This window comes from Paracoccus sp. P2 (assembly GCF_046335115.1).
GTDB classification, from domain to species: Bacteria; Pseudomonadota; Alphaproteobacteria; order Rhodobacterales; family Rhodobacteraceae; genus Paracoccus; species Paracoccus pantotrophus.
This window is the reverse complement of sequence record NZ_JBGOSN010000008.1, coordinates 25,335-48,561: the sequence shown is the minus strand read 5'-3', so window position 1 is coordinate 48,561 and position 23,227 is coordinate 25,335. Positions and strand designations below refer to the sequence as shown.

Below are 23,227 nucleotides of genomic sequence, written 5' to 3'. Positions count from 1 at the left end.
TCCGTTACCACGCCGGGCGCGCGCCTTGGATGGGGCAATTGGCCCCTTCGCGTCAATCCGTCGAGTGCATCAAAGCCGGAACGTCACGGGCACCCGCACTGCCGCGTCCCGACAATGAAGGGTTTTCCATGAAGAACTTGTGACAGGAAAACAGGTCGTCGCGCCCCGCCGGCAGATAGCGCAGATAGCGCCCGTCGGGCTGCAGAAGCCAGCTTTGCGCCTCGTCGGCCATGTTGGCGGCCATGACCTGGCTGGTGATCTGGGCCTTCACCGTCTCGTTGAAGCATTCCACCAGCGCCTCGACCCGGCGGTTGAGGTTGCGCCCCATCCAGTCGGCCGAGCTGATGAAGACCCGCGCGCGCTTGGACGGCAGGCCGAAGCCGTTGCCGAAGCAGACGATGCGGGAATGTTCCAGGAAGCGGCCGACGATGGATTTCACCCGGATGTTGTCCGAAAGGCCCGCGATGCCGGGACGCAGCCCGCAGATGCCGCGGATCACCAGGTTGATCCGAACCCCGGCCTGGCTTGCGGCGTAAAGCGCCTCGATCACGTCCTTGTCGATCAGGCTGTTCATCTTGGCCCAGATCTCGGCCGGGCGGCCGCGGCGGGCGAAATCGGCCTCGCGCGCGATCAGCTCCAGCAGCCGCTCCTTGAGGTCGATGGGCGAGATGGCGATGTTTTCCAGCCCCTCGGGCTGGACATAGCCGGACAGGAAATTGAACACCTTGGAGGCGTCCCGCCCCAGCGCCGGGTCGCAGGTGAACAGCGACAGGTCGGTATAGATCCGCGCGGTGATCGGGTGATAGTTGCCGGTGCCGAAATGGGTATAGGTCACCAGCTGGTCGCCTTCGCGCCGCACCACGGCGCTGATCTTGGCATGGGTCTTGTATTGCATGAAGCCATAGACCACATGCGCGCCCGAGCGTTCCAGCCGCCGCGACTGGCGGATGTTGGCGGCCTCGTCGAAACGTGCCTTCAGCTCGACCAGCGCCGTCACCGACTTGCCCGATTCGGCCGCCTCGCAGAGCGCGTCGACGATGGGGCTGTCGCGCGAGGTGCGGTAAAGCGTCTGCTTGATCGCCAGCACGTTCGGGTCGCGCGCCGCCTGCGCCAGGAAGCGCACAACCATGTCGAAGGTCTCGTAGGGGTGGTGCAGCAGCATGTCCTTTTGCCGGATCGCCGCGAACATGTCGCCATGGTGGTCCTGCACCCGTTCCGGCACGCGCGGGGTGAAGCTGGGCCATTGCAGGTCGCGGCGGCTGTCCAGAACCAGTTCGCGCAGGTCGGCCATGCCCAGAAGGCCCTCGACCTCAACCACCTCCTCGGGATCGACGTCCAGTTCCTGCATGATGACCCGGCGCAGCCGGTCGGGCGCGCCCGCGGTGATCTTCAGCCGGATGACCGAGCCGCGGCGGCGGCGCTTCAGCGCCGTCTCGAATTCGCGCACCAGGTCCTCGGCCTCCTCCTCGACCTCCAGGTCGCTGTCGCGCAGCACGCGGAAGGCGCAATGGCCGATGTCGCGATAGCCGGGAAACAGGCTGGGCAGATGCATCAGCAGCAGGTCTTCCAGCCGCAGGAAGCGCTTGCCGCCCGGCAGCGGGATGAAGCGGGCGATCTGCTGGGGAATGGGCACCAGCGCCTGCATCTGCCGCCCGTCGCTTTCCCGTGCCAGTTCCAGCGCCAGCGAAAAGCCGGTGTTCGGGATGAAGGGAAAGGGATGCGCCGGGTCGATGGCCAGGGGCGAGACCACCGGAAAGACCTGGTCCATGAAATGCCGGCGCAGGAACTCCTCCTCGGCGCGGGTCACGCGGCCGCGCGACAGGATGGCGATGTCGGCCTGTTCCATCTCGCGGCGCAGACCGTTCCAGACCGCCTGCTGCGCGCCCATCAGCCGGCGCGCATCGGCATTGACCAGGGCCAGCTGCTCGGCCGCGGTCAGCCCGTCGTCGGACAGGGTGGTGTTGCCCTCGCGCACCAACTCGCGCAGCCCGGCCACGCGCACGGTGTAGAACTCGTCGAGATTGGTGGCCGAGATCGACAGGAAGCGCAGCCGTTCGAGCAGCGGCACGCGCGGATTGCGCGCCTCGTCCAGCACGCGCCAGTTGAAGGCGAGCCAGCTGATCTCGCGGTTGAAGAAACGCGCGGGCCCTTCGGGCGGGCCGTCGGGCAGGTCGCGCGGGGCGGGAAAGGGAGATTTCAGGAAATCGGCCTGGGTCATGTCACGGAACTTGGGGAAAACGCGGGGCGATCATGCGTCGGCAGGGGTGAGCTTGTCCAGAAGCTCGGCCGCCAGCCGCCGGGTGATGGCGCGGCGGTCGGCCAGCGATTCGCGGTCGATGGCCGCGACCAGGCGGCGGGCCAGGTCAAGGTCGCGCTCCATGCGCAGCGCCAGCCAGTCCACCACCTCGGGCGCGACCTGGATCTGGCGGTCGGCGAACAGCTTGACCAGCACCGCCGGCAGCAGCGCGTCGTCGGGCGGGCCCAGGATCGCCTGCGCCGCCGTCTCGAGCCGCGAGCGCAGGTCGGGCAGCGCCACGCCCCAGTCGCGCGGCGGTGCCTGCGCGGTGATCAGCAGCAGCGCCTGCCGTGCCCCGGCCAGGTTCCACAGGTGGAACAGGCCCTGCTCGGCCGTGGCATTGCCGCCGATCTCATGCGCGTCCTCGACGACCAGCGCAGCGCCGGGGCGGACCAGTTCGTCCACGCTGTCGGGAGCCAGGGTCCAGCCATGGCTGACATGCGCGCCATGCTCGGCCGCCCAGAAGCCGACCAGATGCGACTTGCCCGATCCCGGCCCGCCGATCAGCAGCAGCCGCCCCTGCGGCCAGCGGCCCGGCGCGTCCAGCATGGCCAGCGCGTCGCGATTGGCCGCGGTGATCAGGAAATCGTCGCGCGACGAGGCCGGCGGCATCGTCAGGTCCAGGGTCAATTGTCTGGCCACCGCTCAGTCGTCCTTGCCGCGCAGGCTGTCGCGCGCCTCGGTCCAAAGCTCGGAGGGCGAAGGCGGGCCCTCGGCATCGGGGATCTCGCCGGCCTGCTGGCGGTGCTGGTGTTTCTCCAGCAGATGCGCCAGGTGCTCCTCGCGATGGATCTGCGCCACCGCCACGTCGCGCGACATCTGCGCCAGTTGGCGCGCCCGCTCGGTCGTGCCGCGCGGCACCAGCTCGACCATGGTCGGCGGCGCCGGTGGCGAGGGCACTTCGCGCCCGGTATAGAGCGCGCTTTCCTTGTAGCGGGCGACGCCGAAGCGGACCAGCACCCCCAGCGCCGCCGCCGCCGGCACCGCGATGAGCAGGCCGACGAAGCCGAACAGCGTGCCGAAGACCGTCAGGGCCAGCATCAACCAGACCGGGTGCAGCCCGACATGGCCGCCGACGATCTTGGGTTGCAGGTAGTTGCCCTCGACGATCTGGCCCAGGACGAAGACCGCGATGACCGCGCCGATCCAGACCGGCTCGCCCCAGAAGGAAAACAGCGCCACGCCGATGGCGGTGGCGCCGCCGACCAGCACGCCGACATAGGGAATGAAGGACAGCGAGGCGGCGATGACCCCGATGGCGATGCCGAAGGGCAGGCCGATCAGGCCCAGGCAGACCGAATAGAAGGTGCCCAGGATCAGGATCACCATGCCCTGCCCGCGCACGAAGCCCGACAGCGCCGCGTCGATCTCGTGTCCCAGGTGGCGGATGGTGCCGGCATGCTGGCGTGGCAGAAGCTCGTCCAGCCGGTCCACCATGTTGTCCCAGTCGAGCAGCAGGTAGAAGGCGACGACCGGCACGATCACGATCAGCATGACCATGCTGACCACGCCCATGACCGAGCCCAGCACGGTGCTGACCAGCTGCCCGCCCCGCTCGCTGATCTGCTGGCCCATGTTGGACAACGCGCTGTTGACCGGGCTGCCCTCGGTGAAGATCTCGGGGAACCGGGTCATCAGGAACAGCTGGAGGCGCTGGAACATCTCGGGCGCGGTCTCGATCAGCGCCGTGGTCTGGCGCACCAGCACCGGCACCAGCAGCAGAAACAGCGCCACCACGAGCAGCAGGCCGCAAAGCGTGAGGATGACGACCGCGGCGGTCCGCGACAGGCCCAGCCGCTCGAGCCGGTCGGCCAGCGGGTCGAAGAGATAGGCCACGGCCGCGCCCATGATGAAAGGCATGACGGCATTGCCCACCCCCCAGAGCGCCAGCAGCAGAACGACCAGCGCGCCGCCCCAATAGAGGATCTGTTTCTGCACCGGCAATTGCATGGGTCTTGTCGCTCCCGTCCCCGCGTTTGCGTTCCTATGTGGACGGTCGCGGCCCGGCTTGCAAGGAAGGGCGTTGCCCCGCTATCCGCGATCCGCTAACCCGTGCCGGCCATCATGAGGATTTCGCCATGCGTCTGTCGCGCTATTTCATGCCCGTCCTGAAGGAAGACCCCAAAGAGGCCCAGATCGTCAGCCACCGGCTGATGCTGCGTGCCGGCATGATCAAGCAGCAGGCGGCCGGCATCTATTCCTGGCTGCCTCTGGGCTTCAAGGTGCTGCGCCGCATCGAGCAGATCGTGCACGAGGAACAGGCCCGCGCCGGCCATGTCGCCATGCTGATGCCGACGCTGCAACCCGCCGACCTGTGGCGCGAGAGCGGCCGCTACGACGATTACGGCGAGGAGATGCTGCGCATCCGCGACCGCCACAAGCGCGACCTGCTTTACGGGCCCACCAACGAGGAGATGATCACCGACATCTTCCGCGGCCACGTGAACAGCTACAAGGATCTGCCGCTGACGCTGTATCACATCCAGTGGAAGTTCCGCGACGAGATCCGCCCCCGCTTCGGCGTCATGCGCGGGCGCGAGTTCCTGATGAAGGACGGCTACAATTTCGACCTGACCAAGGAAGACGCGCTGCATGCCTATAACCGGCACCTGGTCAGCTACCTGCGCACCTATGAGCGCATGGGGCTGCAGGCGATCCCGATGCGCGCCGACGGCGGCCCGATCGGCGGCGACTATACCCATGAATTCCTGGTGCTGGCCGAGACCGGCGAGTCGGAAGTGTTCTACGACAGCCAGATCACCGACCTGAAATTCGGCGACCGCCAGATCGATTACGACGATGTCGCGCAATGCCAGGCCGTGCTGGAGGAGTTCACCAGCCGCTATGCCCGTACCGACGAGACCCATGACGCGACGCTGTTCGAGCAGATCCCCGAGGAGCGCCGCCGCCAGGCGCGCGGCATCGAGGTCGGGCAGATCTTCTATTTCGGCACCAAGTATTCCGAGCCGATGGGCGCCACCGTGGTCGGCCCGGACGGCCAGCGCGTGCCGGTGCACATGGGTTCGCACGGCATCGGCGTCAGCCGCCTGCTGGGCGCGATCATCGAGGCCAGCCATGACGACAAGGGCATCATCTGGCCCGAGGGGGTGACGCCCTTCCATGCCGGGATCGTCAACCTCAAGCAGGGCGACGCCTCGACCGACGGTGCCTGCGAGGCGCTTTATGCCGAGCTCAAGGCGCAGGGTCTGGACCCGCTCTATGACGACCGCGACGAGCGGGCGGGGGCGAAATTCGCCACCATGGACCTGATCGGCCTGCCCTGGCGCATCACCGTCGGCCCGCGCGGGCTGGCGGCGAACAAGGTCGAGCTGACCTCGCGCCGCAGCGGCGAATCGGTCGAGCTGTCGCCGCAGGAGGCGGTGGCGCGGCTGAAGGAAATCTACCAGCCGGTCTTCGACGCCGCGAAATAGGCGCGGCCGCGTCCGGCGGTACGGTTGCCCCGGGTATTTGGGCAATGCAGAAACATGGGGCGGCGCGCAGGCGGCGCCCCCGGCTCGGGCGGTGCGGCCGGGTGGGTATTTGGAGAACGAAGAAGCCGCCTGCCCTTCCGCGCGGCGCCAGGCGGCATGGTTTCACGGTTTCGCGGTTTCGTGGTTCAAGAGTGAGCGGTTCATGGTGAAGAAGGCGCTGATTACCGGGGTGACGGGGCAGGATGGCTCCTACCTGGCCGAGTTCCTGCTGGAAAAGGGCTATGAGGTGCATGGCATCAAGCGCCGGTCCTCTTCCTTCAACACCCAGCGGGTCGATCAAATCTTCCAGGATCCGCATGAGGTCGCGCCGCGCTTCTTGCTGCATTACGGCGACCTGTCCGATGCCTCGAACCTGACCCGGATCATGGCCGAGGTGCGGCCGGACGAGGTCTATAACCTGGGTGCGCAATCCCATGTCGCGGTCAGTTTCGAGGCGCCGGAATATACGGCCGACGTTGACGGGCTGGGGACGCTGCGGCTGCTGGAGGCGATCCGTTTCCTGGGGCTGGAGCGGGTGACGCGGTTCTACCAGGCGTCGAGCTCCGAGCTTTACGGGCTGGTGCGCGAGGTGCCGCAGACCGAGCGCACGCCCTTTCACCCGCGCAGCCCCTATGCCGTGGCCAAGCTCTATGCCTATTGGATCACGGTGAACTATCGCGAGGCCTATGGGATTTTCGCCTGCAACGGCATCCTGTTCAACCACGAGAGCCCGCGCCGCGGCGAGACCTTCGTCACCCGCAAGATCACCCGCGGGCTGGCCAATCTTGCCCAGGGGGCCGGGGGTTGCCTGTACCTGGGCAACCTGGACGCGCTGCGCGACTGGGGCCATGCCCGCGACTATGTGCGCATGCAATGGCTGATGCTGCAATGCGATGCGCCCGACGATTACGTCATCGCCACCGGCGAGCAGCATTCCGTGCGCCAGTTCCTGACCTGGGCCGCCGAGGAGCTGGGCATCGCGCTGGAGTTTCGCGGCACGGGCTTGGATGAGGTCGCCCTGGTCGCCTCGGTCGCGGGCGACCGGGCGCCGGCCCTGCGTCCGGGCGATGTTGTGATGCGGGTCGATCCCAAGTATTTCCGCCCGGCCGAGGTGGCGAGCCTGCGGGGCGATGCCGCCAAGGCGCATCGGCGGCTGGGCTGGCGGCCCCAGACCGGCTTGCGCGAGATGATCGCCGAGATGGTCGCCGCCGACCTGCGGGCGGCACGGCAGAATGCGTTGCTGAAGCGGCATGGGCTGGGTCCGGCCGTCGCGCAGGAGGCGCGATAGATGGCACGGCTGTTCATCACCGGCGGGCATGGCATGGTCGGGCGCAACCTGCGCGCCCATCCCGGCATCGCCGCCTGGCAGGTGCTGGCGCCCGCGCGCACCGAGCTGGACCTGTGCGACGCGGACGCGCTGCGGGACTGGCTGGCGCGGCATCGCCCCGATGCGGTGGTCCATGCCGCGGGCGTGGTCGGGGGCATCCAGGCCAACCTGGCCGAGCCGATGCGGTATCTGATCGAGAACGCCCGCATCGGGCTGAACCTGATCGCCGCCTGCCGCGAGGCGCGTATCCCGGTGCTGATCAACCTGAGTTCGAGCTGCGTCTATCCGCGCGACCTGCATTGCGGCCTGGCCGAGGAGCAGATCCTGACCGGCCCGCTCGAGCCCAGCAACGAGGGCTATGCCCTGGCCAAGATCATGGCGATGCGGCTGGTGGACCATGCCTGCCGCGAGGATCGCGGCCTGCAATGGCGCACGCTGGTACCCTGCAACCTCTACGGCCCCTTCGACAAGTTCGACCCAGGCCAGTCGCACCTGCTGCCGGCGATCATCCACAAGATCCACCGCGCCAGGGTCGAGGGCCATGAGACGGTCGAGATCTGGGGCGACGGCACGGCCCGGCGCGAGTTCATGCATGCGGGCGACCTGGCCGAGGCGATCCTGCGGGCGCTGGCCGGTCCCTCGTCCGTGCCGGCAGTGATGAATATCGGGCCGGGCGTGGATCATGCCATCGACGACTATTACCGCATCGCGGCCGGGGTGATCGGCTGGCAGGGCCGTTTTGTCCACGACCTGGGCAAGCCGGTGGGCATGCGGCGCAAGCTCCTGTCCGTGACGCGGCAGACGGAATGGGGCTGGGCGCCGCAAACCGGCCTGCGCGAGGGCATCGCCGCCACCTATGCCTGGTATCTGGAGCATCAGCCATGAGCGGCTTTCCCCTTGCCACTTCCAGCTGGGACGAGGCGGAACGGGCCGCCTTGCAACGGGTGATCGACTCGGACCGCTTTTCCATGGGCCCCGAGGTGGCGGCCTTCGAGGAAGAATTCGCCTGCTTCACCGGCAGCCGTTACGCGGTGATGGTGAACTCGGGCTCCTCGGCCAATCTCGCCATGGCGGCGGCGCTGCGCCATACGCAGAACCCCGCCTTGCGGCTGATGCTGGGCGACGAGGTGATCGTGCCGGCAGTCTCCTGGTCCACCACCTTCTTTCCGCTGCACCAATACGGGCTGCACCTGAAATTCGTCGACATCGACCGCGAGACGCTGAACTACGACCTTGCCGGGCTGGCCGGGGCGATTGGACCCCGCACCCGCGCGATCATGGCGGTGAACCTGCTGGGCAATCCCAATGATTTCGACGCGATCCGTGCCCTCATCGGCACCCGCAATATCGTGCTGATCGAGGATAATTGCGAATCGATGGGCGCCACCTTCGGCGGCCGGCAATGCGGCACCTTCGGGGTGATGGGGACGTTTTCGACCTTCTTCTCGCATCACATCTCGACCATGGAGGGGGGGCTGGTCGTCACCGATGACGAGGAGCTTTACCACATCCTGCTGGCGCTGCGGGCGCATGGCTGGACGCGCGACCTGCCGAAATTCAACCGCGTGACCGGCGAGAAGAGCGACGATCCCTTCGAGGAAAGCTTTCGCTTCGTCCTGCCCGGCTACAACCTGCGTCCGCTGGAGATGTCGGGCGCCCTGGGCCGGGCGCAGCTGGAAAAGCTGCCGCGGCTGATCGAGGGGCGGCGCGCGAATGGCGCGCTCTGGCAGCAGGCGATGGCAGACCACCCGCTGTTCCGCATCCAGCGCGAAACCGGCGAAAGCAGCTGGTTCGGATTTTCGCTGGTGCTGCGGCCGGAAACGGGCCTGACGCGACGCGGGATTCTGGCCCGGCTCGGCGCCCTCGGGTTCGAGACCCGGCCCATCGTCAGCGGCAATTTCACCCAAAATCCCGTGCTGCGCCTGATGGATCACAGCCTGCATGGGCCGATGAGCCATGCCGAGGAGATCGACCGCAACGGCTTCTTCATCGGCAATCACCCTTATGACATGCACGAGGCGATCGGCATCCTTGCCGAATTTCGCGGCTGACCGGCAGGGTGCTGGACTTGCCGGCCCGGCTTGATCAGGATCGGCGCCAGGGTTTCGGGTGGGCGGTCATGGGTGCAATCTGGACAAGGCGGATCGGCGCGGCGGTCCTGGTCGCCGCCCTGGGCGCGGGGACCGCTTTCCTGGTCTGGCCCGAACCGCCGCGCCCGGCGACGCCGGTGCCGACGCTGAGCCTGGCCGGGGATGCAGGATTCCAGGCGGAACTCGGCCCGCCGCGACCCGGATGGACCGCCCTGCCCGCCCAGGCGACCGGCCGCGCCGCCCCCGGCCCCGCTGGCCAGGGCTATCGCCACGAATGGCCGGGCTTTCACGCCTCGGCCCGGTTTCAGGGCACGGGGATCGTGCTGCGCTTCGACGATGCGGTCAATCGCTGGCGGGTGACGCTGGACGGCAAGGCGGTCGAGGTCTCGCGCCCCGGCCGGCGGGATCTGCATATCCGCGGCCTTGCCCCCGGCCGGCATGAGATCCGCGCCGAAAAGATCAGTGAATCCGCCGGCCCGGCGCTGTTCGGCGGCTTCTTCCTGGACGATTCGGCCCAGGCGCTGCCGCCGCCCGACCCGGCGCCGCGGCTGATCGAGTTCATCGGCGATTCCGATACCGTCAGCTTTGCCAATACCGCCAGCCGCCGCGATTGCGAGGCTGAGGAGATCTATGCCGCGACCGATACCAGCCGCGGCTTCGGCCCGCAGGTCGCGGCGGCGCTGGGCGCGGATTACCGCATCGTCGCCCGCTCGGGCATCGGGCTCTTGCGCAACTACGGCGGCGCCGAGCCCGACCGCACCATGGACCGGCTCTATCCCCTGGCCCTGCCGGGACAGCCGGATGCGGCCCCCCTGCCGGAGCGCAAGGCGGATATGGTGGTCATCGGGCTGGGCTCGAACGTGTTCGGCTCGGAACTCGCCCCCGGCGAACGCTGGAGCGACAAGGGCCAGCTGCGCCACGAGTTCGGCCCGGCGCTGGCCGATTTCGCCGCCGCCCGCGCACAGGAAAACCCCGGCGCGACCCTGGCGTTGCTGGCCTTCGGCGAATACGGGCCCGAACTGGTCGAGGCGCATCGGACCGCCTCGAAACTGCTGGATCGCCGGGGCCTGGCCAACCGCCTGGTCGTGCTGGGCGATCCGCGGCGCAACGCCTGCCTGTGGCACCCCTCGGCCGAGGATCACGCGATGATCGCGCAGGCGCTGGTCGTGGCGCTGAAGGGGCCGGATCCGAACTGAACGGCACATTCTGTCTCTTGCGCCCGCCGGCGCCCGCCCGCAAACTCCACCCGACCCTGCCAGCCGAGCCGCCATGCATTCCCTCAGACCGACCCATAACCGCCTGCGCCGCCTTGCCGGGCTGGGCCCCGCGGATTTCTTTGCCACCGCCGTCGAGCGATGGGAGATCTCTCCGGCCGAGGTGGTCGAGGTCATGCCGGGCATCTGGCTGCCCGACCAGATCGAGCATATCGCGCGCACCGAGTTCGGCGCCCTGCCCGACATCCTGGAACAGATGCAGGGCAACCCGGCCGAGCAGACGCCGCCCACCATGGGCTATCGCTTCCGCGACGTGGATTTCGTCGATGGCGTGCTGCATGCGCGCGGGGCCGAGCGCCACCTGCGCCCGCACAAGCGCGCGCCCTTCAGCTATGCCCGGCCGCGCGAAAGCCTGTCGGGCGCGCTTTACGAAAGCTGGATCGGCAACCGCTGGTTCGGCAACTGGCTCTTGAACGACTGCCTTGCCTATCGCCTGGCCGAGGAGACGGGCGCGCCGGTGACCTCCGCGCCGCTGCGCGGCGGCCATATCGCGCGCTACGAGGAATTGCTGGGCATGGCGCCGCGCCGCATCGGCGACGTGCATTTCGACGAACTGATCCTGTTCGACGACCTGCAAAGCAACAGCCACCGCCGCGCCCGCGCGCAGCGCAACCGCGCCCTGATCCTTCAGGGCCGGGCGCTGGAACCCCTGCCCGGCGTCTTCATCTTCCGCGGCGCCAGCGGCGATGCCCGCATCCTGGAGAACGAGGCCGAGATCGCCGAGCGGTTGGAGGCCGAATACGGTTTCCGCACCCTCTACATTGACCGCCAGGATGCCGACGAACTGGCCGCGGCGGCGGGCGCGGCCCGGATCGTGGCGGGGGTCGAGGGCAGCCAATTGGCCCATGGCGTCATCGCCATGGCGCCGGGCGGCACGGTGCTGACCTTGCAGCCGGCGGACCGGGTGACCACCTCGCTCAAGCTGCTGACGGATTGCTGGCAGCAGCATTACGCGATGGTGGTGGGGTCCGGCACAGCCCGCGGCTACCGGGTGGAATGGGACCAGATCCGGCGCACGCTCGACCTGATCGCGGCGCAAAACCCCTGAAACCCGTCCTAACAGTCAGGTTGAGTTTGCCGCGAGACATCGGAATATGGGGGCGGGCGACCCTTATTTCCCGCCGAAGTGATTAAACAAGTGCATGGTGATGTTCGAAACTCTCCGGGATGACTACAGACGACACGGCCGTTCGCTGACCGAGCCCGCCTTCGTCTCGCTTGCCGTCTATCGCTATGGCCGCTGGGCCATCGGGGTGAAGAACCCGCTGCTGCGCTGGCTGGCCGGCAAGCCCTATGCGCTGATGAAGATCCTGATCCTGAACGTGACCAAGGTCTGGATCCCGCCGCAGGTGCGGCTGGGCAAGGATTTCCACATCATCCATGCCGAGGGCTCGCTGTCGATCCATCCCGAGGTGGTGATCGGCGACCGCTGCGGGGTGATGCACAATGTCACCATCGGCACCAACATGGGCCCCGGCGCGCCGGTGATCGGCGACGACGTGTTCATCGGCGTCAATTCCTGCGTGCTGGGCCCGATCACCATCGGCGACCGGGTGCGGATCGGCGCCAATACCGCGGTGACGACCAATGTGCCGCCGGATTCGGTGGTGATCGGCTCGCCCGCCAAGATCTATCCCAGCCTGCCGATCTTTGCCGCCAGAAAGAAGGCCCCCGCCGATGAGTGACGATTTCGACCGCAGCATGTGGCGCTTTCTGGCCGACAACCTGCCCGCCCGCGCCGACAAGATCGCCGCGGTGGACCAGGGCCGCGCGGTCAGCTACGCCGAACTCGCGGCCGAGGCCGGGCGCGTCGCCGACTGGCTGGTCCGGCGCGGCATCCGGCCCGGAGACCGGGTGATCGTGCATCTGCGCAAGGGCATAGACGAGGTCGCGGCCATGTTCGGCGCCTGGAAGATGGGCGCCGTGGTCATCAACGTGAACATCCGCTGGACGCCCGCGCAGCTGGCCTATGTCGCCCGCGACAGCCGGGCGCGCGCGGCGATCCTGCCCCGCAACGCCCTGGAGGCGCTGGTGGGCGAACATGCCTTGCCCGAGGGCACGGCCTATCTTGTTCAGGGCAAGGCCGAGGGCCTTGTCCAGGGCGCGGACCCCTGGGGGGCGCTTGCCGCCGACCAGGCTTCCGCGCCCGACGAACCCGACCCGCGCGGCTTGGCGATGATCATCTACACCTCGGGCTCGACCGGCGCGCCCAAGGGGGTGATGCTCAGCCATCGCAACATCCGCGTGGGCGCCATCTCGGTCGCGGACTATCTGGGGCTGGACGAAAGCGACCGGCTGCTGTCGGTGCTGCCCTACAGTTTCGACGCCGGGCTGAACCAGCTGACCACCATGCTGCTGACGGGCGGGACGGTGGTGCACCAGCCGCTGACCATGCCGGCCGAGATCATCCGCATGGCCCAGGCCGAATCGGTGACGGGGATCGCCGGCGTGCCGCCCCTGTGGAACCAGATCGTGCGGCTGCTGGTGGACCGCCCGACCGACCTGCCGGCGCTGCGGCGCATCACCAATACCGGCGGCAAGATCCCCCCGAACATCCTGGAGCTGCTGCCGCAGGTATTTCCGGGCGTCGACATCTACCTGATGTATGGGCTGACCGAGGCCTTCCGCTCGACCTATCTGCCGCCCGAGAGATTCGCGGCCAAGATGGGCTCGATCGGCCGGCAGATCCCGAACGCGCAGGTCTTCGCCGTCAAGCATGGCGAGGGCGTGGCCGGTCCCGGCGAGCAGGGCGAGCTGGTCCATGCCGGCCCGCTGGTCAGCATGGGCTATTGGGAAAAGCCCGAGGTGACGGCGCAGAAGATCCGCCCCTGCCCCGAACTGGCGCATCTGCTGGGCGACGAGCCGGTGGTCTGGTCGGGCGATCTGGTGCGCGTCGACGAGGATGGCGACCTGTGGTTCGTCAGCCGCATGGACGAGATGATCAAGACCCTGGGCTTCCGGCTGTCGCCGACCGAGGTCGAGGATGCGATCTCGCAAAGCGGGCTTGTGACCGACGTGGTGGCCTTCGGCGTCGAGGATGCGGACCTGGGCCAGGCGGTTCACGCGGTGGTGACCTATCTGCCGCAGGCCGACGAAACCGCGCTGGCCGCGCATTGCGCCCGCGCCATGCCGCATTACATGCGTCCGCAGCACTACCATCCCTGGCCAGGCGCCATGCCGCGCACCGCCAGCGGCAAGCTGGACCGCCCGGCCATCATTTCCGCCGCCCGTGCGGCATTGCATAACTGACCAGAAAGGCATTGGATCCATGAGCCTGAGCAAGGACGATCTGCTCCGCTATATCCGCAGCGAACTGAACATCGACACGCCGCTCGATGGCGATACCGAGCTTTTCTCGACCGGGATGCTGGATTCGGTGGCGATGGTCGGGCTGATCTCCTTTGTCGAGCAAAAGGCCGAGCTGCGGGTGCAGCCGGGCGACGTGACGCTGGAGAATTTCGACACGGTCGATGCCATCCTGGCCTATGTGCAGACCCTTGACTGACCTCGACCGCCACCTGGCCGAGGCCGCGGCGCGTTTCGGCACGCCCTGCTATGTCTATGCCACCGACCTGGTCGAGGAACGGCTGGCGCATCTGCGCGCGCATCTGGGGCGCTGGTTCGCCGTCAGCTTCGCGGTGAAAAGCAACCCGAACCCGGCCCTGCTGGACTGGATGCGGGGCCGGCTGGACTGCCTTGACATCTCCTCGGGCGGCGAGCTGGCGCTGGCGCAGGAGGCGGGCTGGGATGCGGGGCGGATCAGCTTCACCGGCCCGGCCAAGCGCGATGCCGAGTTGCGCGCCGCCACCCAGGCGGGCCTGGGCGAGCTGGTGCTGGAAAGCCTGCGCGAGGCGCGGCTGGCCGATGCCATCGCCGGCGAACTGGGCCGCGTGCAGCCGGTTCTGGTCCGCCTGGCGCCCGCGCGCGTGCCCAAGGGCTTCGGCGACCAGATGGCCGGCCGGCCCAGCCCCTTCGGCGTCGATGTCGAGGAGGCGGCCGAGATCCTGCCGCAGATCGCCGCCCTGCCGAACCTGAAGATCATCGGGCTGCACATCTATTCCGGCACGCAATGCCTGAAACCCGAGGCGATCTGCGAGAACTGGCGCATCTTCATGCAGGTGTTTGCCGATACCTGCGCGGCTCTGGACCTGCGCCCGGAAAAGCTGATCTTCGGCGCCGGCCTGGGCATTCCCTACCATCCCGGCGACAGCGCGCTGGACCTTGCCGCCATCGCCGCCGAGATCGGCCCCGAACTCGACGCCTTCGCCGCGCGCTTTCCCGCGACCCGGCTGGTGCTGGAGCTTGGCCGCTACCTGGTCGGGCCGGCGGGCTGGTTCGTGACCCGCGTCGTCTCGGTCAAGCAGTCGCGCGGCAGCCGAATCGCCATCTGCGACGGCGGTCTGAACGCCAACCTGGCCGCCTCGGGCAATTTCGGCATGGTGCTGCGGCGCAATTACGTCATGCACCGGGTCGGCGGCGACGAAGACGGCGCCCGGCCCGAGGAAAGGCAGGACATCTCCGGCCCGCTCTGCACCTCGATCGACAAGCTGGGCGGCGGCGTCGCCCTGCCCAGGCTGGAGGAAGGCGACCTGATCGCCATCCATGCCTGCGGCGCCTATGGGCCGACCGCCAGCCCGCTGCATTTCATCAGCCATCCCATGCCGGCTGAGCTGCTGCTGACCGGCGGGCAGATGCGCGACGTGACGCGAATCCGGGGCGGCTGAGGCCCCGGCGCGGCGCCTCGCGCGGCGGTGCGATAAAATATTCCTGATCCTGGATTTTTGCGTCGTTTTTATCGACCGGGTCGGTTGTGTTTTCCGCGCCTGCGCGTCTATTATCTGCGCACAGCCCGAACCGGAAAAGGAACACGATGGTCGAACAGAACCTGTTGCTCTTGCTTGTTCTGACGCCATTCGTGTCGGCCGCCCTGGCGGCCACACTTCCCATCGGGGCGCGCAATGCCGAAGCCTGGCTGGCCGGGCTGACGATGATCGTCGCGCTGGTGATCCTGGGCGTGCTTTACCCCGCCGTGACCGAGGGGCAGCACATCACCGGCACCTTCCACTGGGTCAGCTCCATCGGGCTTGACCTGACCTTCCGCATCGACGGGTTTTCCTGGCTGTTCATGGTGCTGGTGGCGGGAATCGGGTTCCTCGTGATCCTTTACGCGCGCTATTACATGTCGCCCGACGACCCGGTGCCGCGGCTCTATTCCAGCCTGCTGGCCTTTGCCGGTGCCATGTCGGGGCTGCTGCTGTCGGGCAACATCATCATGCTGGTGGTGTTCTGGGAACTGACCAGCATCGTGTCCTTCCTGCTGATCGGCTACTGGTTCCAGCGGCAGGACGCCCGCGACGGGGCGCGGATGTCGCTGATCGTGACCGCCTCGGGCGGGCTGTGCCTGATGGTGGCGATGATCCTGCTGGGCCAGATCGCCGGCAGCTACGACCTCGACGCCGTTCTGGCCGCCGGGCCGCAGATCACCAGCCACCGGCTTTATCCCGTGGTGCTGATCCTGTTCGTGCTGGGCGCCTTCACCAAATCGGCGCAATTCCCGTTCCATTTCTGGCTGCCCAACGCCATGGCGGCGCCGACGCCGGTCTCGGCCTATCTGCATTCGGCGACCATGGTGAAGGCCGGGGTCTTCGTGCTGTTGCGCTTTCACCCGGCGCTGGGGGGCACGGATGCCTGGTTCCAGATCGTCACCGGCATCGGCATGACCACGCTGCTCCTGGGGGCGGTGGTGGCGCTGTTCCGCCATGACCTCAAGGGGCTGCTGGCCTATTCCACCATCAGCCACCTGGGGCTGATCACGGCGCTGGCCGGGATCGGCAGCCCCTTTGCGCTGATCGCCGCGGTGTTCCACATCGTCAACCACGCCGTCTTCAAGGCCTCGCTGTTCATGGCCGCCGGCATTATCGACCACGAAACCGGCACCCGCGACATGCGCCGCCTGTCGGGCCTGGCGCGGGTGATGCCGGTCACGGCGATGCTGGCGATCATCGCCTCGGGCGCCATGGCAGGGGTGCCGCTGCTTAACGGCTTCCTGTCCAAGGAGATGTTCTTCGAGGCGACCTATGTCTGGAACAACGGCGGCTCGCTGGACAGTTTCGCGCCCTATGTCGCGGTGCTGGCCGGGGCGTTCAGCGCCGCCTATTCGCTGCGCTTCATCGTCACGGTGTTCTTCGGCCCGCCCGCCACCGACCTGCCGCAGGAACCGCATGAGCCGCCCCTGCTGATGCGCCTGCCGGTGGCGATCCTGGTGGCGATCTGCCTGGCGGTCGGCATGTTCCCGCAGCAGGTGCTGGGCACCTGGCTGCAGACCGCCAGCATGGCCGTGGTCGGCCCGGAACTGCCGCATTTCAGCCTGAAGATCTGGCACGGCGTCAGCCCGCCGCTGATCATGAGCCTGATCGCCATGTCGCTGGGCGCGCTGATCTACCTGCTGCCGCGCCGGCTGATCGATTCGGGCGAGGACGGCACGCGGGTGATGCGCCGGCTGGACTTTGCCCGCGGCTTCGACTGGCTGCTGCAGGTTTTTACCATCCGGCTGCCGCGCTTTGCGCTGCGGGTACTGTCGGCGAACGGGCTGCAGTCGCAATTGCGTGCCATGGTGCTTTTGTCGCTGGCCGGGGCCTGGTTCGTGCTGCGCCGGCTGGACTGGAACGTGCCCATGCCCGAACTGGGCGCGAGCGAGCTGGTTTTTGCCCTGCTGTGGCTGGTCGGCGGCACCTGCGCCGTCGGCGCCGCCTGGCAGGCCAAGTATCACCGTTTCGCGGCGCTGGTGCTGATGGGCGGCGCGGGCCTGGTCACCTGCGCGACCTTCGTCTGGCTCTCGGCCCCCGACCTGGCCGTGACCCAGCTGCTGGTCGAGATCGCCACCACCGCGCTTTTGCTGCTGGGCCTGCGCTGGCTGCCCAAGCGCGACCAGGAGATCCCCGGCGACAACAACCTCACGGCCCGCTCGCGCCGCGCGCGCGACCTGCTGATCGCGCTGGCCTGCGGCACGGGCATGACGGCGCTGGCGCTGGCGGTGCTGCTGACCCCGCCCGGCACCTCGCTGGGCGACTGGTTCCTGCGCAATGCCTATGTCGAGGGCGGCGGCACCAATGTCGTCAACGTCATCCTGGTGGATTTCCGCGCCTTCGACACCTTCGGCGAGATCACCGTCCTCGCCGTCGTCGGGCTGACCGTCTATGCGCTGCTGCGCCGCTTCCGGCCCGCGCCCGAAAGCGTCGAACGCCCGCGCCCGCAGCTCGATGCCGAGGAACAGGCGCTGGAGGCCTATCTCTTCGTGCCCTCGGTGCTGATGCAATGGATGTTCGCGCCGATCATCGCGCTGTCGGCCTATCTGTTCTTCCGCGGCCACGACCTGCCCGGCGGGGGGTTTGCCGCCGGCGTCACCCTGGCCGTGGGCCTGCTCTTGCAATATGTCGCCGCCAATGTGCGCTGGGTCGAGGCGCGGATCACCGTGCTGCCGATGCGCTGGATGGCGGCGGGGCTGACCATCTCGGCGGCGGTCGGGGCCGGGTCGTGGATCTTCGGCTATCCCTTCCTCAGCGCGCATGCGCAGTATCTCGAGTTCCCGGTCATCGGCAAGGTGCCCTTCTCGACCGCGATGCTGTTCGATTTCGGCGTGTTCTCGACCGTTCTGGGCGCCATCGTGCTGATGCTGATCGCCATTGCCCACCAGTCGCTGCGCGTCGCCCCGCGCGCCCGGCCGCTGGAAACCGCCGAGGAGCCGCGCTGATGGAACTGATCCTTGCCCTTGCCATCGGCATCCTGGTCGGCTCCGGCGTCTGGCTGCTGCTGCGGCCGCGCTCCTACCAGGTCATCATCGGCCTATGCCTGCTGGCCTATGGCATCAACCTGTTCATCTTTGCCATGGGCCGGCTTTACGTCGGCGCCGCGCCGATCATGCCCAAGGGCGGCTTCGTCGATCCGACCGCCTATGCCGACCCGGTGCCGCAGGCGCTGGTGCTGACCGCCATCGTCATCAGCTTCGCCACCACGGCGCTGTTCCTGGTGCTGATGATCGCCTCGCGCGGGGCCACCGGCACCGACCACGTGGACGGCAAGGAGCGTCATCCATGATGAACGATGCGGCCATGCCCGACCACCTGATGATCGCGCCGATCCTGATCCCGCTGGTGGCCGGCGCGCTCATGCTGTTTTACAGCGACCGCAGCCGGCAGACCAAGCTGATCATCGGGCTGGTGGCGGTGGGGCTGACCTTCCTGGCCTCGGTCGAGCTGATGGCCGACGTCAAATCCGCGACCGAGCAGGGCGGCACGGTCGTCGGGCTTTACCGCCTGGGCGACTGGCCGGTGCCCATCGGCATCGTGCTGGTGCTGGACCGGCTTTCGGCGATGATGGTGATGCTGACCGCGCTTCTGGCCGCGCCCTCGCTGGTCTATGCCGCCGCCGGCTGGCACGGCAAGGGCCAGCATTACCACAGCATGTTCCAGTTCCTGCTGGCCGGGGTCAACGGCTCGTTCCTGACCGGCGACCTGTTCAACCTCTTCGTGTTCTTCGAGGTGATGCTCGCGGCCTCATACGGGCTGATGCTGCATGGCTCGGGTCCCGAGCGGATCAAGGCCGGGCTGCATTACCTGGCGGTGAACCTTGCGGCCTCGCTGTTCTTCCTGATCGGCGTTGCGCTGGTCTATGGCACCACCGGCACGCTGAACATGGCCGATATCGCCCGGGCCCTGCACTGGCTCGACGATGCCGAGCGGCTGCTGTTCCATGCCGCGGCGACCTTCCTGGGGCTTGCCTTCCTGATCAAGGCGGCGGCCTGGCCGCTGTGCTTCTGGCTGCCGCCGACCTATGGCGCCGCCTCGCCGCCCGCCGCCGCGATCATGGCGATCATGACCAAGGTCGGCATCTATGTCATCCTGCGGCTGTCGCTGCTGGTGCTGGGGCCGGATGCCGGGCCCTCGGCCGGCTTCGGCGCCTCGGTGCTGATGATCGGCGGCGTTCTGACCATGGCCTTCGGCATGATCGGCATCCTGGGCACGCCGGAACTGGCGCGCAAGGGCGGCTATCTGGCGATCATCTCGTCGGGGACGGTTCTGGCCGCGATCGGCTTTGCCCAGGCGGGGGGCGGCAGCTCGATGCTGGGCGGCGCGCTTTACTACATGGTGGGCTCGACCGCGGCCATCTCGGCCTTCTTCCTGATCGCCGAGCCGGTCAGCCGCAACGACGAGGGCGACGACGACGCCCCGGACGAGGGCGACGGCTTCGACCCGCTTTCGGAACGCTGGACGCCGATGGGGCTGGGCACGGTCGAGGACACCACCGCCCCCGCCAGCCAGCGCACCGTCAGCTGGCTGACCATGGCGATCTGCTTCGGTCTGGTCGCGGCGATGATCGCCGGCCTGCCGCCCATGCCGGGCTTCGTCGGCAAGTTCGCCATCCTGCGCGGCGCGGTGCAGGACAACCTGCCCGCCTCGGGCCATCTGCCGGTGATCCTGTGGGCCTATGCCGCCATGCTGATCCTGTCGGGCCTTGGGGCGCTGATCGCGCTGATGCGCTTCGGCATCCGCCGCTTCTGGGCCGAGGAAGGCCCGACCCCGCGCATCCTGGCGCTGGAGGTGGTGCCGGTGGTCATGCTGCTGGGCATGATCGGCCTGCAGACCGTGCGTTCGGATGCGCTGCTGGGCTATACCAGCGCCACGGCCGACGCGCTGCTCGAGCCCCGCGTCTATCGCAATGCCGTCCTGGCCGAGGCGCAGGACGTGCGCGCCGCGCCGGTGCAAAGCCTTACCCCCGAGCCCGTTGCCGAACCCGAGCCTACGCCCGAGAATGAGCCAGAGGAGGTGGCGCAATGAATCGGCTCGTCCCCCATCCGCTGCTTTCTGCCGTGCTGGTGCTGATGTGGCTGTTCCTGACCGCCTTCACGCCGGGCCACCTGCTGCTCGGCACGCTGATCGCGCTGGGGGCTGGCTGGTCGGTCGAGCACCTGCATCCGCCCAGGCCCGTCTTCCGGCGCTGGCTGGCGATCCCAAGGCTGATGGCGGTGGTGGCGCTGGACATCCTGCGCTCCAATATCGCGGTGGCGCGGGTGCTACTCCTTGGCCCCGACCATCCGAAGTACCATTCGGGCTTCGTCGAATTGACGCTGCGCCTGCGCGATCCCAATGCGCTGGCGGTGCTGGCGATCATCCTGACCGGCACGCCCGGCACCGCCTGGATCGAATTCGACCTGGAGGAGGGCCGGCTGCTGCTGCATGTCCTCGACCTGCGGAGCGACCACGACTGGCAAAGCCTGATCCGCGACCGCTACGAGGCGCTGCTCATGGAGATATTCGAATGACGGCCGAGTTGCTGCGATTTGCCCTGGGCTATGCCCAGATCGCCCTGATCCTGGCCCTGGCGCTGGCCTGCTGGCGCATGCTGCGCGGGCCGCGTGCGCAGGACCGCGTTCTGGCGCTCGACACCATGTATTCCATCGCCATGCTGCTGTTTCTGGTCATCGGCATGGGCAACGGCAATGTCTTCTTCTTCGAGGGCGCGCTGGTCATCGCCGTGCTGGGCTTTGTCACCACGGTCTGCGCCGCCAAGTTCCTGATGCGGGGCGAGGTGATCGAATGATGCATCTGGAGCAATTGCCGCCCTGGGCCGCCGTCATCATCGCGCTGTTCGTGGTCGTCGGCGCCTCGCTGACGCTGCTGGGCGGGGTCGGCCTGGTGCGGCTGAAAAGCTTCTACCAGCGGCTGCACGCGCCGACGCTGGGCTACAGCTATGGCACGCTGCTGATCATCCTGGCCTCGATGCTGATGTTCTCGCTGAGCGAGGGGCGCGTGGTGGTGCATGAGCTGATGATCGGCATCTTCATCATGATCTCGACCCCGATCACGCTGCTGATGCTGGGCCGGGCGGCGCTGCGCCGCGACCGCGACCGCAAGCTGGGCCATGACGAGCCGGTGCCGCCCCGCCGCCGCACCGAGCCGCCGCCCCCCGACATCGAGGCCGATGCGGGGGTTGATGAGGATCCGCGACCCTAGCGCGATTGCGCCAGCACCTGCCGCAGCAAGGCGGGATCGACCGCATCGGTGACGAAGGCCTGGCCGATGCCGCGCGCCAGGACGAAGCGCAGCTTGCCGTCCTGCACTTTCTTGTCCTGGGCCATCAGCCCGATCAGCGCCTCGTCATCGGGCAGCTCGCCCGGAATGTCGGCAATGCGCGAGGGCAGGCCCATGGCGGCGAAATGCGCCGCCACCCGCGACGGCGCCTCCTGGCTGCACAGGCCCATCCGCGCGGACAGCTCGAAGGCCAGGGTGCAGCCGATGGCCACGCCTTCGCCATGCAGCAGCCGGTCGGAATAGCCGGTGGACGATTCCAGCGCATGGCCGAAGGTATGGCCCAGGTTCAGCAGCGCGCGCTCGCCCTGCTCGGTCTCGTCGCGCTGCACGATGCCGGCCTTCATCGCCACCGAATGGCGCACGGCGCGCTGGCGCAGCGCCGGATCGCTTGCCAGCCCCGCGGCATTGGCCTCGAGCCATGCGAAGAAGCCCTCGTCGCCCAAGAGCCCGTATTTCGCCACCTCGCCATAGCCGGCGCGGAAATCGCGCTGGCTCAGCGTGGTCAGCACGTCGATATCGGCCAGCACCAAGGCCGGCTGGTGAAAGGCGCCGATCAGGTTCTTGCCCTGCGGGCTGTTGATGCCGGTCTTGCCGCCTACCGAACTGTCCACCTGCGCCAGAAGCGTCGTCGGGATCTGCACGAAGCGCAGGCCGCGGCGCAGGATCGCGGCGGCGAAACCGGCCAGGTCGCCGATCACCCCGCCACCCAGCGCGATCACCAGATCCTTGCGCTCGATCCGCTGGGCCAGCAGCCATTCCACGGCGCGGCCCAGCTCGGCCCAGCATTTCGTGGCCTCGCCGGCGGGCAGGGCCAGGGCCGGCGCCTCGATCCCCTGCCGGGCCAGCGCCTCGCGCAGCGCCGGCAGGTGCAGCGCCGCCACCGTCTCGTCGGTCAGGATGGCGACGCGGCGGCGCCCGGCCAGCGCGACGATCTCCTCGCCCGCCCGGCCAAGCAGGCCCTGGCCGATGCGCACGTCATAGGAACGCGCGCCCAGGTCAACGTGAACGGTCTCGATGCTCATCTGCCCTCCAGGATCGCCGGATCATGTGCGCGGATCGCGTCCAGCACGCGCTCCGCCGTCTGTTCGATGCTGTCGCCGCGCTGCGCGGGGACGCGGATGTCGGCCAGCGCATAGACCGGGCCGCGCTCGGCCAGCAGCCGCTCCAGCGTGCCGCGCGGGTCGGGGGTCTGCAGCAGCGGCCGCGTCGGGCGGTGCCGGACCCGGTGCCAGAGCGTCTCCAGATCGCAGTCGAGCCAGACCGAGACGCCGTCTTCGCCGATGCGGGCGCGATTCTCGGGGCGCAGCCAGGCGCCGCCGCCGGTCGAAACGATGCCGGGCCCCGAGGCCAGCACCCGGCCCAGCACTTCCGATTCGCGGGCGCGAAAGAATTCCTCGCCGTCGCGGGCAAAGATTTCCGGGATGGTCATGGCCGCCGCGCGCTCGATCTCGGCATCGGTATCCGAGAACGGCCTGCGCAACCGGCGCGCAAGTTCGCCCCCGATCGCGGTCTTGCCCGCCCCCATCATTCCGATCAGCACGATGTTACGCCGCATCAACACCCGGTCCCTGCCTCATTCAACCGGACAGACTGATGGCGTGATCTTTCGGGAAATGCCATATATATTTCACGGGAACCGGCGACAGACCGGCATTGCAAGCATATCGAGGCGGAAGGGGCAAT

Annotated in this window: 21 protein-coding genes; 16 read left to right on the top strand and 5 right to left on the bottom strand. The window is 68.1% G+C overall.

Features of this window, described 5'->3' with window-relative positions:
- Nucleotides 1–52 precede the first annotated feature (52 nt).
- The 3 genes from ACDP63_RS07345 to ACDP63_RS07335 are packed head-to-tail and all read right to left on the bottom strand — an operon-like array spanning nt 53 to nt 4,234.
- Nucleotides 53–2,218 (bottom strand): RNA degradosome polyphosphate kinase, encoded by a 2,166-nt coding sequence (locus ACDP63_RS07345; protein WP_024844700.1) that lies wholly within the window; start codon nt 2,216–2,218, stop codon nt 53–55.
- Between the two features lie 30 nt (nt 2,219–2,248).
- Complete coding sequence (locus ACDP63_RS07340) at nt 2,249–2,938, bottom strand: DnaA ATPase domain-containing protein (protein WP_024844701.1); 690 nt, start codon at nt 2,936–2,938, stop codon at nt 2,249–2,251.
- Between the two features lie 3 nt (nt 2,939–2,941).
- Nucleotides 2,942–4,234: an AI-2E family transporter gene (locus ACDP63_RS07335; RefSeq protein WP_231486786.1), complete on the bottom strand. Its 1,293-nt coding sequence runs from the start codon at nt 4,232–4,234 to the stop codon at nt 2,942–2,944.
- A 140-nt stretch (nt 4,235–4,374) separates the two neighbouring features.
- Here ACDP63_RS07335 and proS point away from each other — a divergent pair, with 140 nt between their 5' ends.
- The 16 genes from proS (at nt 4,375) to mnhG (ending at nt 21,466) form a co-directional block, all read left to right on the top strand.
- Nucleotides 4,375–5,727 (top strand): proline--tRNA ligase, encoded by a 1,353-nt coding sequence (gene proS / locus ACDP63_RS07330; protein ID WP_024844703.1) that lies wholly within the window; start codon nt 4,375–4,377, stop codon nt 5,725–5,727.
- Nucleotides 5,728–5,929: 202 nt separating this feature from the next.
- Nucleotides 5,930–7,054: a GDP-mannose 4,6-dehydratase gene (gene gmd, locus ACDP63_RS07325; RefSeq protein WP_177209319.1), complete on the top strand. Its 1,125-nt coding sequence runs from the start codon at nt 5,930–5,932 to the stop codon at nt 7,052–7,054.
- Nucleotides 7,055–7,978 carry a GDP-L-fucose synthase family protein gene (locus ACDP63_RS07320; RefSeq protein WP_024844705.1) on the top strand — a complete coding sequence of 308 codons (924 nt, stop codon included), beginning with the start codon at nt 7,055–7,057 and terminating at the stop codon, nt 7,976–7,978.
- The gene (locus tag ACDP63_RS07315; RefSeq protein WP_114669012.1) at nt 7,975–9,144 is read left to right on the top strand and encodes a DegT/DnrJ/EryC1/StrS family aminotransferase; all 1,170 of its coding nucleotides are present in this window, start codon (nt 7,975–7,977) and stop codon (nt 9,142–9,144) included. The genes ACDP63_RS07320 and ACDP63_RS07315 overlap by 4 nt, the downstream gene beginning before the upstream one ends.
- A 68-nt stretch (nt 9,145–9,212) precedes the next feature.
- Nucleotides 9,213–10,379 carry a lipase gene (locus ACDP63_RS07310; protein ID WP_024844707.1) on the top strand — a complete coding sequence of 389 codons (1,167 nt, stop codon included), beginning with the start codon at nt 9,213–9,215 and terminating at the stop codon, nt 10,377–10,379.
- Nucleotides 10,380–10,452: 73 nt separating this feature from the next.
- The gene (locus tag ACDP63_RS07305) at nt 10,453–11,505 is read left to right on the top strand and encodes a glycosyltransferase 61 family protein (protein WP_028709941.1); all 1,053 of its coding nucleotides are present in this window, start codon (nt 10,453–10,455) and stop codon (nt 11,503–11,505) included.
- A gap of 100 nt (nt 11,506–11,605) precedes the next feature.
- Nucleotides 11,606–12,142 (top strand): serine O-acetyltransferase, encoded by a 537-nt coding sequence (locus ACDP63_RS07300; RefSeq protein WP_231486788.1) that lies wholly within the window; start codon nt 11,606–11,608, stop codon nt 12,140–12,142.
- Nucleotides 12,135–13,706, top strand: coding sequence for an AMP-binding protein (locus tag ACDP63_RS07295; protein ID WP_024844709.1), 1,572 nt, complete (start codon nt 12,135–12,137; stop codon nt 13,704–13,706). Before ACDP63_RS07300 ends, ACDP63_RS07295 begins: the two co-directional genes overlap by 8 nt.
- A 19-nt stretch (nt 13,707–13,725) precedes the next feature.
- A complete protein-coding gene (locus ACDP63_RS07290) occupies nt 13,726–13,962 on the top strand; it encodes an acyl carrier protein (protein WP_024844710.1) in 237 nt (78 codons plus the stop codon).
- A complete protein-coding gene (locus ACDP63_RS07285; RefSeq protein WP_231486790.1) occupies nt 13,955–15,181 on the top strand; it encodes a type III PLP-dependent enzyme in 1,227 nt (408 codons plus the stop codon). Before ACDP63_RS07290 ends, ACDP63_RS07285 begins: the two co-directional genes overlap by 8 nt.
- A gap of 146 nt (nt 15,182–15,327) precedes the next feature.
- Nucleotides 15,328–18,207, top strand: coding sequence for a monovalent cation/H+ antiporter subunit A (locus ACDP63_RS07280; RefSeq protein ID WP_024844712.1), 2,880 nt, complete (start codon nt 15,328–15,330; stop codon nt 18,205–18,207).
- On the top strand, nt 18,207–18,551 hold the full coding sequence (locus ACDP63_RS07275) for a Na+/H+ antiporter subunit C (protein ID WP_024844713.1): 345 nt from the start codon (nt 18,207–18,209) through the stop codon (nt 18,549–18,551). The genes ACDP63_RS07280 and ACDP63_RS07275 overlap by 1 nt, the downstream gene beginning before the upstream one ends.
- Nucleotides 18,551–20,290 (top strand): monovalent cation/H+ antiporter subunit D, encoded by a 1,740-nt coding sequence (locus ACDP63_RS07270; RefSeq protein ID WP_024844714.1) that lies wholly within the window; start codon nt 18,551–18,553, stop codon nt 20,288–20,290. The genes ACDP63_RS07275 and ACDP63_RS07270 overlap by 1 nt, the downstream gene beginning before the upstream one ends.
- On the top strand, nt 20,287–20,775 hold the full coding sequence (locus ACDP63_RS07265) for a Na+/H+ antiporter subunit E (protein ID WP_024844715.1): 489 nt from the start codon (nt 20,287–20,289) through the stop codon (nt 20,773–20,775). The genes ACDP63_RS07270 and ACDP63_RS07265 overlap by 4 nt, the downstream gene beginning before the upstream one ends.
- Nucleotides 20,772–21,053, top strand: a complete 282-nt coding sequence (locus ACDP63_RS07260; RefSeq protein WP_024844716.1) for a K+/H+ antiporter subunit F — start codon at nt 20,772–20,774, stop codon at nt 21,051–21,053. Before ACDP63_RS07265 ends, ACDP63_RS07260 begins: the two co-directional genes overlap by 4 nt.
- Entirely contained in the window at nt 21,050–21,466 is a 417-nt protein-coding gene (gene mnhG, locus ACDP63_RS07255; protein ID WP_024844717.1) for a monovalent cation/H(+) antiporter subunit G, read from the top strand. The genes ACDP63_RS07260 and mnhG overlap by 4 nt, the downstream gene beginning before the upstream one ends.
- On the opposite strand, the gene aroB is transcribed toward mnhG, so the two are convergent.
- Nucleotides 21,463–22,566, bottom strand: coding sequence for a 3-dehydroquinate synthase (gene aroB / locus ACDP63_RS07250; protein WP_024844718.1), 1,104 nt, complete (start codon nt 22,564–22,566; stop codon nt 21,463–21,465). The two genes, mnhG and aroB, sit on opposite strands and share 4 nt — an antisense overlap.
- Complete coding sequence (locus tag ACDP63_RS07245) at nt 22,563–23,099, bottom strand: shikimate kinase (RefSeq protein WP_024844719.1); 537 nt, start codon at nt 23,097–23,099, stop codon at nt 22,563–22,565. The genes aroB and ACDP63_RS07245 overlap by 4 nt, the downstream gene beginning before the upstream one ends.
- Between the last annotated feature and the right edge of the window lie 128 nt (nt 23,100–23,227).

Bases quoted from the DNA above. Each gene is read 5' to 3' on its own strand.
- proS (WP_024844703.1), top strand. From the start codon at position 4,375: ATGCGTCTGTCGCGCTATTTCATGCCCGTCCTGAAGGAAGACCCCAAA.
- ACDP63_RS07270 (WP_024844714.1), top strand. From the start codon at position 18,551: ATGAACGATGCGGCCATGCCCGACCACCTGATGATCGCGCCGATCCTG.
- ACDP63_RS07300 (WP_231486788.1), top strand. From the start codon at position 11,606: ATGTTCGAAACTCTCCGGGATGACTACAGACGACACGGCCGTTCGCTG.
- ACDP63_RS07345 (WP_024844700.1), bottom strand. From the start codon at position 2,218: ATGACCCAGGCCGATTTCCTGAAATCTCCCTTTCCCGCCCCGCGCGAC.
- gmd (WP_177209319.1), top strand. From the start codon at position 5,930: ATGGTGAAGAAGGCGCTGATTACCGGGGTGACGGGGCAGGATGGCTCC.
- ACDP63_RS07275 (WP_024844713.1), top strand. From the start codon at position 18,207: ATGGAACTGATCCTTGCCCTTGCCATCGGCATCCTGGTCGGCTCCGGC.
- mnhG (WP_024844717.1), top strand. From the start codon at position 21,050: ATGATGCATCTGGAGCAATTGCCGCCCTGGGCCGCCGTCATCATCGCG.
- ACDP63_RS07305 (WP_028709941.1), top strand. From the start codon at position 10,453: ATGCATTCCCTCAGACCGACCCATAACCGCCTGCGCCGCCTTGCCGGG.
- ACDP63_RS07320 (WP_024844705.1), top strand. From the start codon at position 7,055: ATGGCACGGCTGTTCATCACCGGCGGGCATGGCATGGTCGGGCGCAAC.
- ACDP63_RS07260 (WP_024844716.1), top strand. From the start codon at position 20,772: ATGACGGCCGAGTTGCTGCGATTTGCCCTGGGCTATGCCCAGATCGCC.
- ACDP63_RS07310 (WP_024844707.1), top strand. From the start codon at position 9,213: ATGGGTGCAATCTGGACAAGGCGGATCGGCGCGGCGGTCCTGGTCGCC.
- ACDP63_RS07315 (WP_114669012.1), top strand. From the start codon at position 7,975: ATGAGCGGCTTTCCCCTTGCCACTTCCAGCTGGGACGAGGCGGAACGG.
- ACDP63_RS07290 (WP_024844710.1), top strand. From the start codon at position 13,726: ATGAGCCTGAGCAAGGACGATCTGCTCCGCTATATCCGCAGCGAACTG.
- ACDP63_RS07280 (WP_024844712.1), top strand. From the start codon at position 15,328: ATGGTCGAACAGAACCTGTTGCTCTTGCTTGTTCTGACGCCATTCGTG.
- ACDP63_RS07295 (WP_024844709.1), top strand. From the start codon at position 12,135: ATGAGTGACGATTTCGACCGCAGCATGTGGCGCTTTCTGGCCGACAAC.
- ACDP63_RS07245 (WP_024844719.1), bottom strand. From the start codon at position 23,099: ATGCGGCGTAACATCGTGCTGATCGGAATGATGGGGGCGGGCAAGACC.
- aroB (WP_024844718.1), bottom strand. From the start codon at position 22,566: ATGAGCATCGAGACCGTTCACGTTGACCTGGGCGCGCGTTCCTATGAC.
- ACDP63_RS07265 (WP_024844715.1), top strand. From the start codon at position 20,287: ATGAATCGGCTCGTCCCCCATCCGCTGCTTTCTGCCGTGCTGGTGCTG.